At 57.4% G+C, this 7,093-nt stretch carries 8 protein-coding genes; 3 read left to right on the forward strand and 5 right to left on the reverse strand.

What is annotated here, in order from left to right:
* The 3 genes from IK083_04825 to xth form a co-directional block, all read right to left on the reverse strand.
* A partial coding sequence (locus IK083_04825; protein MBR4748880.1) for a Gfo/Idh/MocA family oxidoreductase occupies positions 1–408 on the reverse strand: 408 nt, incomplete at its 3' end.
* Positions 409–410: 2 nt separating this feature from the next.
* The gene (locus tag IK083_04830) at positions 411–1,034 is read right to left on the reverse strand and encodes an SGNH/GDSL hydrolase family protein (GenBank protein MBR4748881.1); all 624 of its coding nucleotides are present in this window, start codon (positions 1,032–1,034) and stop codon (positions 411–413) included.
* A 14-nt stretch (positions 1,035–1,048) separates the two neighbouring features.
* Positions 1,049–1,825 carry an exodeoxyribonuclease III gene (gene xth, locus IK083_04835; GenBank protein MBR4748882.1) on the reverse strand — a complete coding sequence of 259 codons (777 nt, stop codon included), beginning with the start codon at positions 1,823–1,825 and terminating at the stop codon, positions 1,049–1,051.
* Between the two features lie 148 nt (positions 1,826–1,973).
* On the opposite strand from xth, the gene IK083_04840 reads away from it, so the two are divergent.
* Genes IK083_04840 through IK083_04850 form a run of 3 tightly spaced genes read left to right on the forward strand, consistent with a single transcriptional unit; the run spans position 1,974 to position 4,435 of the window.
* Positions 1,974–2,723, forward strand: a complete 750-nt coding sequence (locus IK083_04840; protein MBR4748883.1) for a YebC/PmpR family DNA-binding transcriptional regulator — start codon at positions 1,974–1,976, stop codon at positions 2,721–2,723.
* Positions 2,724–2,742: 19 nt separating this feature from the next.
* Positions 2,743–3,906: a cysteine desulfurase NifS gene (gene nifS, locus IK083_04845; protein ID MBR4748884.1), complete on the forward strand. Its 1,164-nt coding sequence runs from the start codon at positions 2,743–2,745 to the stop codon at positions 3,904–3,906.
* Positions 3,907–3,925: 19 nt separating this feature from the next.
* The gene (locus IK083_04850; GenBank protein MBR4748885.1) at positions 3,926–4,435 is read left to right on the forward strand and encodes a hypothetical protein; all 510 of its coding nucleotides are present in this window, start codon (positions 3,926–3,928) and stop codon (positions 4,433–4,435) included.
* 58 nt (positions 4,436–4,493) lie between these two features.
* On the opposite strand, the gene IK083_04855 is transcribed toward IK083_04850, so the two are convergent.
* Together IK083_04855 and IK083_04860 are read right to left on the reverse strand one after the other, a co-directional pair.
* Positions 4,494–6,782, reverse strand: a complete 2,289-nt coding sequence (locus tag IK083_04855) for a glycoside hydrolase family 127 protein (GenBank protein ID MBR4748886.1) — start codon at positions 6,780–6,782, stop codon at positions 4,494–4,496.
* 4 nt (positions 6,783–6,786) lie between these two features.
* The coding region (locus IK083_04860) for a hypothetical protein (GenBank protein MBR4748887.1) at positions 6,787–7,093 on the reverse strand (307 nt) is incomplete at its 5' end.

Here is a 7,093-nt window from a genome sequence, read left to right on the forward strand (position 1 = left end):
CTCCAGCACCAGCTGGGTGACTCTCAGGGGAAAGCCTATGACCACTCTCTGCTCCTTGCCCTTGCCCGCGGCCTTCAGGGCCTCCAGGTCGGCCCGGTTGGTGGCGATGGGCTTTTCCAAGTAGAGAGGCAGGTCCTTGTTCAGCACCAGCTGCCCCATTCTGGAGTGCAGGCTGCAGCGGGTACCCACCATCACGGCTTCAAAGCCGCCGGCAGAGAGCATGTCCTCCGGATCGGTAAAATAGGCGCAGGCTTCGGGGTCTTCGCCCAGTCCCGTCAGCTGCTGCTTCAGGACGTCAACACTCTTTACGTCGCACACGGCGGACATCTCGGCCTCGGGACACTGGAGCTTCAGCATCCTCCACACGTCCATCAGTCTGCCGCCAAGACCTATAACAGCTATCTTCATAGTCATCCCTCAAACAGCTCGGTGTAATGCTCCGCTATGAGAGCATGTCCCGCCCAGGTGGGATGCACTCCGTCGGCAGCCCAATAAGCGGGGGACGCCAGCTTGGCAGCCTCCTGCATGATGCTGTGCATGGGTATATATTCGGTGCCAAATTCCACGGCCAGCTTGCGGCAGACGCCGATCTTGTTCACCAGGTCGTCCTTCAGCCAGTTTTCCTGACCGGGCTGCACCAGCTGCAGATAGGGCTCTATGATGATGAGGTCGTCGGTCAGCTTCTTGCTCCGCTCCAGCACGTTGCGATAATTGGCCTCAAAGGCCTCGGTGGAGGTGGGATCGTTGCTGTCGTAGCGGCGCCAGGTGTCATTGATGCCTATCATGATGCTGATGACGTCGGGCTTGATGGTCTCTGCATCCGCAGCCCAGCGCTGCACCAGGTCGATGGTCCTGTTGCCGCTGACGGCTCTGTTGATGAATTTCAGATACAGCTCGGGATACCAGGCCTGCATGGTGGCCGCCACGAGAGTGGGATAACCAAAGCCCAAAAAGCCGTCGTTTTCCCTGCTGCGTCCGGCGTCGGTGATGCTGTCGCCCTCAAACAGGATAGTCATGTTTTCCTTCAGTGTGATCATATAAATGCTCCTTATAAATGATAATCAAATTCGGTGACGAGAAAGGTGTGGTCGCTGGACTTGGGTTTCTTGCGGGGCTCCGGGTCCACCCAGGAGGACACCACTGTCCGGGCCAGGGGGGCGGAAGCCATGATATAGTCCAGCCGCCAGCCCATTTTCCGCCTCAGGGCCGCGGGGATGCGATAGTCCCAAAAGGTAAAGGCCTGCTCCTCCGGGTGCAGCAGCCTGAAGGTGTCGGTCATGCCCAGGTCCATGATCCTCTCCAGCCTGGACTGCTCCTCCTCGCAAAAGTTCACTCCCCCTCTGAACACGTCCGGGTCATAGACGTCAATGTCCGTCATGGCTATGTTGAAGTCTCCGCACCACACGGTGGGTGACTCCGGGTCCAGGGCGGCAAAGTAGTCATACATACGCTCCAGATACTTCAGCTTGGAGGCAAACTTGGGAGAATCCTTGGTCTGCCCCTGAGGGATGTAGGTGTTGACAAACAGAGCGTCCCCTATCCTGGCGCTGATAAACCGGGCCTCCTCGTCGAGTTCAGGGTCGCCGCAGCCTGTGGTGACCTCCTCCAGCTCGTGTGGCGAGATGAGGGCCACTCCGTTGAAGGTCTTCTGCCCCCAAAAAGCGCATTTGAGCCCCGCGGCCTCTATGGCTTCCGCGGGAAAATCCTTGTCCTGGCACTTGGTCTCCTGCACGCACAGCAGGTCCGGGCGCTCCTCCTCCATCCAGGCGAGTATCACTTCCAGCCGGTTGCGGACGGAATTGGCGTTAAAGGTGGCTATCTTCATGGTCTTCTCCTAAAATCAATATTATTATATCATCTTTTGTCAAAAGATTCATCAGGCCCGGGCCGGTCTTTTTGCGGACAATTTTTCTTGACAGTGAATAAGGATAGTGCTATACTAAAATTGTATGATATATTAAACGAGGTGATATATGTCCGGACATTCAAAATGGCATAATATAAAGATGCGCAAGGGCGCTCAGGACGCAAAGCGCGGCAAGATCTTCACGAAGATATCCAGAGAGATCATGGTAGCGGTCAGGGAATCCGGTCCCAACCCCGACACCAACATCAAGCTGAAGATGTGCATGCAGAAGGCCAGAGACAACTCCATGCCCAATGACACAGTGCAGAATGCCATCAAGCGCGCCAGCGGAGCAGCCGACAGCGCCAACTACGAAGAAGTATATTATGAAGGCTACGGCCCCGGCGGAGTAGCCATGCTGGTACAGACCCTCACAGACAACAAAAACCGCACCGTATCCGAAGTAAGGCTGGCCTTCACCAAGCACGCCGGCAACCTGGCCGGACAGGGCGCAGTAGCCTACCTCTTTTCCCGCAAGGGTCAATTTCTGTTTTCCAAAGAGACCTGCGACGAAGACGCCATCATGGAGACAGCCCTTGAAGCAGGCGCCGAGGACGTCAAGACCGACAGCGACGACACCATCGAGGTCATCACAGATCCCGGCGACTATCAAACCGTCAGAGAAGCCTTTGAAGCAGCCGGCATAGAGTTTGAGAGCGCAGAGGTCACCATGATCCCCGCCACCACCATATCCATCACAGACGAAAAGGACGCAGCCAAGATCATCAAGATCATGGATCAGCTGGAAGACTGCGACGACGTGCAAAAGGTATATTCCAACTTTGATATAGACGACAGCATCATGGAGAAGTTGTAGGAGGCTCCGTTCTTTCGTAATGTCTGATTTGATTTACATGGACAATGCGGCCACCACCTCCCTCTTGCAGGAGGTGCTGGAAGCCATGCTGCCTTATCTGAAGGGCTCCTTCGGCAGCGCATCCACCATCTATTCCATAGGCAGAGATGCGGCGGACGCCGTAGGCAAGGCCAGAGAACAGGCCGCCCGGCTCCTCAACGCCAAATACGACGAAGAGATATACTTCACTTCCTGCGGCAGCGAGAGCGACAACTGGGCTATCATAGGGGCCTGCGAGGCCCGGGAAAGAAAAGGACGGCATATCATCACCACCGCCGTGGAGCATCACGCCGTGCTGGACACCTGCAAATACATGCAGCAGCGGGGCTGGGACCTGACGGTACTGCCCGTGGACAGCTATGGCCGCATCACTCCGGAGCAGGTAGCCGAGGCCATCAGGCCCGACACGGTCCTGGTGTCCGTCATGCACGCCAACAACGAAATAGGCACCATCATGCCCGTGGAAGAAATTGGCGCCCTGTGCGCCGACAAGGGCATACATTTTCACGTGGACGCAGTTCAGACGGCGGGCCATATCGGGGTGGACGTTCAAAAGATCAATTGCTCCAGCCTGGCCATATCGGCCCACAAGTTCCACGGACCCAAGGGCGTCGGCGCTCTCTACATCAAAAAAGGCGCCGTCTGCCGCAAGTATCTCCACGGAGGAGCCCAGGAAAGCAATCTGCGGGCCGGCACCCACAACGTGGCGGGCATAGTCGGTCTGGGCAAGGCAGCTGAGATCGCCATGAGCGAATACGACAGCGAGAGCGTGCGCATAGCCGCCCTCAGGGACAGGCTCATAGCCGGCATTCGGTCCTCCATCAAGGACTGCCGCCTCAACGGCGACCCCGCCAACCGCCTGCCCAACAACGTGAACTTTATCTTCAAGGGCGTAGAAGGCGAGTCCATCATACTCTTTTTGGATATGAAGGGCATATGCGCCTCCTCCGGCTCTGCCTGCACCAGCGGATCGCTGGATCCCTCCTACGTGCTCATGTCCATAGGTCTGAAGCACGAAGAGGCCCACGGCAGCCTCAGGCTCACTCTGGGCAGAGAGTCCAACAACGCCCAGGTGGACTATGTTCTCGCCGAGCTGCCTCCCATCATCGAGAGACTGAGACAAATGTCACCCTTATATAACTGATCATAAAGAGAGAAGTATCATGAGCAAGATTGATCTGAACAGCGAATTGCTTCAGCTGGACCGGAAGCACAAAGCCAAGAAACAGGCGCCGGGCCCGGAAAAGGCCTATCCCACCAAACAGACTGGCAAGCAGCCCGTGAAGCAGCCTGTCCGTGAGGAAGAGTCCCCCCGGAAGGACCTGCTGGACGAGCTGGCCAACGCCGCCACTCAGGCGCAGAACAAGAGCCGCGAGCGCAAGCGTGAAGCCAAAGAAGAAAAGGCCAAGGCCCAAAAGGTCAGGGACACCTCCAGGCTCACAGCCATATGCGCCGCCGTTATTCTGGTGGTCGCCATCCTGTTCTTCTTCGTGTTTGACGGAGGCAGCAAAAAGCGCAACACCAGCGCCAAGGCTCTTCGCGGCCCTGCCGCAGAGCTGGGAGCCGCAAACGAATGGCAGCACCAGACGGGCTCCGGCAATCGCACCGGAGGCTATATGCCTCCTCCTCAGCCCCCTCAGCAGCAAAACGGATTCCAATCCAATCCCATGTAAGAGCGCAAAAAAAAACAGCGGCAAAGGCCCACAGGCCCTTGCCGCTGTTGCTATCCTGCTACTTGCAGAGCACCTTCGCAAAATTCACGTATTTGCCCGCCGACTCCGGATTCTTGTCATCGGAGACTATGAGCCTGATCCGATGCCTGCCTTCTCCCAGACCGGTGATCTCCCGGGACAGGGGCGTATGGCGCTGAGGGGTGTATTCGTCTATGGTCTCCACCACCTTGCCGTCCGCTTCCACCTGCAGGATGCCTGCGTCGTCATAGCCCAGACATTCCACGGTAAACCCGTCGCCCTCCAGGTCAAACATCACGCAGCTGCCCGGGACCAGAGAGGTCACCCACTGGGGATTTTCGATCCAGGCGCCTTTTTTGCGCACCTCTCTGTAGTCCACCGACTTGTTTTTGCCTCCCAGCACAGCGAGAGGCTTGTGCTTCACGGGTATCCACACCTTCATGGCGCCGGGCTCCCTGTTGTCCCAGGCGCAATACGGGACCAGGGTCAGCTCCCGGTCGGCGGGAGCCTGCGAGTCACTGTAGTCCACTCCCCGGGCTTTGATGACCGGATATCTGTCAAAGAGGGCTCTGTCTGTCTTCACGGCGTCACCCTTTTGGATGATCAGGTCATCCAGGCTGCCGTTGTCGGTCTCCTCCAGGCAATACACAAAGGGGCCGCAGCTCACGCACAGCTTGTCCCTGTTTTCCTCCACCTGTCTGGGAGCCGTGTTGTATATGATCTCCATGGGCAGCTCCAGCAATATCTCGGTCTCGCCGCTGTGCTCGATGGGCATATAGCCGCTCTCTGCCTTTTTCACCTTTGTCTCGGCGCCGTTCACTGTCACCTGCGGCGAGGAGCACCAGGAGGGTATCCTGATCCACACGGTGGCGTCGGGACCGGTCACCCTGATGCGGACCTGTTCTTCAAAGGGATAGTCTGTATCCTGCTCGATCAGATTGCCGCCGGCGGAGGCCCGGCTGTCGATAAACTGGTGCACGTAGATGTTCTGCTTCTCACCACCGTCGGCGGAATAGATGTATTCGCCTATATTGGCGTAGAGTCTGGCTATATTGGGAGGACAGCAGCTGCAGCCAAACCAGCCGCTGCGGTGATGGCCGCCGCCGGTCTCCAGAGGATTCACATAAAAATACTTGGCTCCGTCCTGAGACATGGCTGCCATCAGGGCGTTGTAGAGGGTGCGCTCTATCCTGTCGGCGTATTCGGCCCGGGGCTCAGAGTTGAGCAGCCTCTGGGTCCAGAACACAAAGGCTATGGAGGCGCAGGCCTCGCAATAGGCCCTTTCGTTGGGCAGAAAATACGGCTTCTCCGAATAGCCTTCGGTGCTGGGGTCTGAGCCCACGCCGCCGGTGATATACTGCTTTTTCTCCGTCACGTCCTTCCATATCTCCCGGCTGGCAAAGAGGAGCTCTTTGTCATCGTTGATCCTGCCCACGTCGGTCATACCGCAGTAGAGATAGCCCGCCCGGACCGCATGGCCCAGGGCTTCTCTCTGTTCTCTCACGGGAACGTGGGCCTGAGCGTAATGATAGGTGTTGAGGGGAGTATGCACGTAGGCCTTGTTGAACTCGGCGTCTGCCTCGGCCTCATAGTCCCAATAGTGGGGCTGTGTGCCTCGGGCGGTGAGGAAATAGTCGGCCAGCCGGAGATACCGCTCGTTGCCGGTGACTTCATAGAGGCGCACCAGAGCCAGCTCTATCTCCTCATGTCCGGGATATCCGTGGAGCTTGCCCTCCTCCGGGCCGAACACAGAGTCTATGTAGTCGGCATAGCGGCAGATGCACTTGAGCAGCCTGTCCTTGCCGGTGGCTTCATAATAGGCTGCCGCCGCTTCCATCAGGTGACCTGCGCAATACAGCTCATGCCTCCAGCGCAGGTTGCGCCAGCGGTTTTCAGGCTCTATGAAAATGAAGTAGGAGTTGATGTATCCATCCGGCCGCTGCAGCTTTTCTATGCCCTCCACGATCTCGTCGATCTGTTGTTCAAAGACCGGGTTCGGCTCCTTTGCCAGCACGTAGGCCGCGGCCTCTATCCACTTGGCCACGTCGCTGTCCCAGAAAATATGGGGCTGCCCCGTCTTTTTGGCGATCTCTTTTTCCTCGGGCGTGAGGGTCTCCTTCCCGTTCCACAGTCCCGACATGGCCTCCAGCCTGCGGGATTCTCTGAGCATGTCATACTGATGAGGGATAGATATATCCCTGTTCAGGGCCTGGAGCTCCGTCCACAGACCTCCGGTCACGTCAACGTCTTGTAGTCTGATCCTTTCCATTTTGCACCATCCCGGCGCTGCCAGCAGCAGCGCTATGATAATAAACATGATATATTTCATAGGTCTATTCCGCCATTTCAAATCTGGCTATATTCACGAATATATCCGCCGACCGTGGACTCTTGCGTCCCGAGCACACCAGCTCCAGGGTATGCTCTCCCTCCTCCGCTTCTATGACACAGCTGACGGGAGTCCCTCCGGTCTCATGATAGCAATCCAGTTCCCCGGCTTTTTTGCCGTCCAGCAGCACGTCTGCTATGCCGCAGTCCGGATAACCCACAGCGTGGAGAGTGACTCCCTTGCCCGTGTAGGAAAACCGGCAGGCAAGCCCCTTTGAAAAGGCTGTCTTCCAGCCGCCGAAGTCCTTCCAC

The sequence above is a fragment of the Abditibacteriota bacterium genome, assembly GCA_017552965.1.
Lineage (GTDB): Bacteria > Armatimonadota > UBA5829 > UBA5829 > UBA5829 > RGIG7931.

What these genes read in the sequence shown, in the direction of transcription:
- IK083_04855 (MBR4748886.1), bottom strand. Translation starts at nt 6,782, where the DNA reads ATGAAATATATCATGTTTATTATCATAGCGCTGCTGCTGGCAGCGCCG.
- nifS (MBR4748884.1), top strand. Translation starts at nt 2,743, where the DNA reads ATGTCTGATTTGATTTACATGGACAATGCGGCCACCACCTCCCTCTTG.
- IK083_04840 (MBR4748883.1), top strand. Translation starts at nt 1,974, where the DNA reads ATGTCCGGACATTCAAAATGGCATAATATAAAGATGCGCAAGGGCGCT.
- xth (MBR4748882.1), bottom strand. Translation starts at nt 1,825, where the DNA reads ATGAAGATAGCCACCTTTAACGCCAATTCCGTCCGCAACCGGCTGGAA.
- IK083_04850 (MBR4748885.1), top strand. Translation starts at nt 3,926, where the DNA reads ATGAGCAAGATTGATCTGAACAGCGAATTGCTTCAGCTGGACCGGAAG.